The 255-nt window shown below is 52.9% G+C and carries 1 protein-coding gene; it reads right to left on the bottom strand.

The window, feature by feature from the left end; translation table 11 throughout:
* The coding region (locus ACN8M7_RS26015) for a YHS domain-containing protein (RefSeq protein WP_490262635.1) at positions 1-226 on the bottom strand (226 nt) is incomplete at its 3' end.
* Positions 227-255: the final 29 nt, after the last annotated feature.

The raw sequence follows: 255 nt of genomic DNA on the forward strand, positions 1-255 counted from the left end.
GGTGATGCTCCCCATGAGACTGATGGCTCATGTACTGATGAGGATCTGCTTGGAATTTCTCTAGGCACTTCGCACTGCAGAAATGATAGGCCTTCCCTTCAAAGCTCTCGCGATAAGGGCCATCAGGTTTGACCTCCATGCCACACACCGGGTCGCGCTGGCTCTCGGAGTGGGCGTGCGAGTTATGTGAATGATCCTGGTCATGATGGCAGGAGGTCTTTTGCATGCGATCTATGTCCTTTCTTCGTCCTTGGA

This window comes from Pseudomonas spartinae, from assembly GCF_965197125.1.
In the GTDB taxonomy this organism is placed as follows: Bacteria; Pseudomonadota; Gammaproteobacteria; order Pseudomonadales; family Pseudomonadaceae; genus Aquipseudomonas; species Aquipseudomonas composti_A.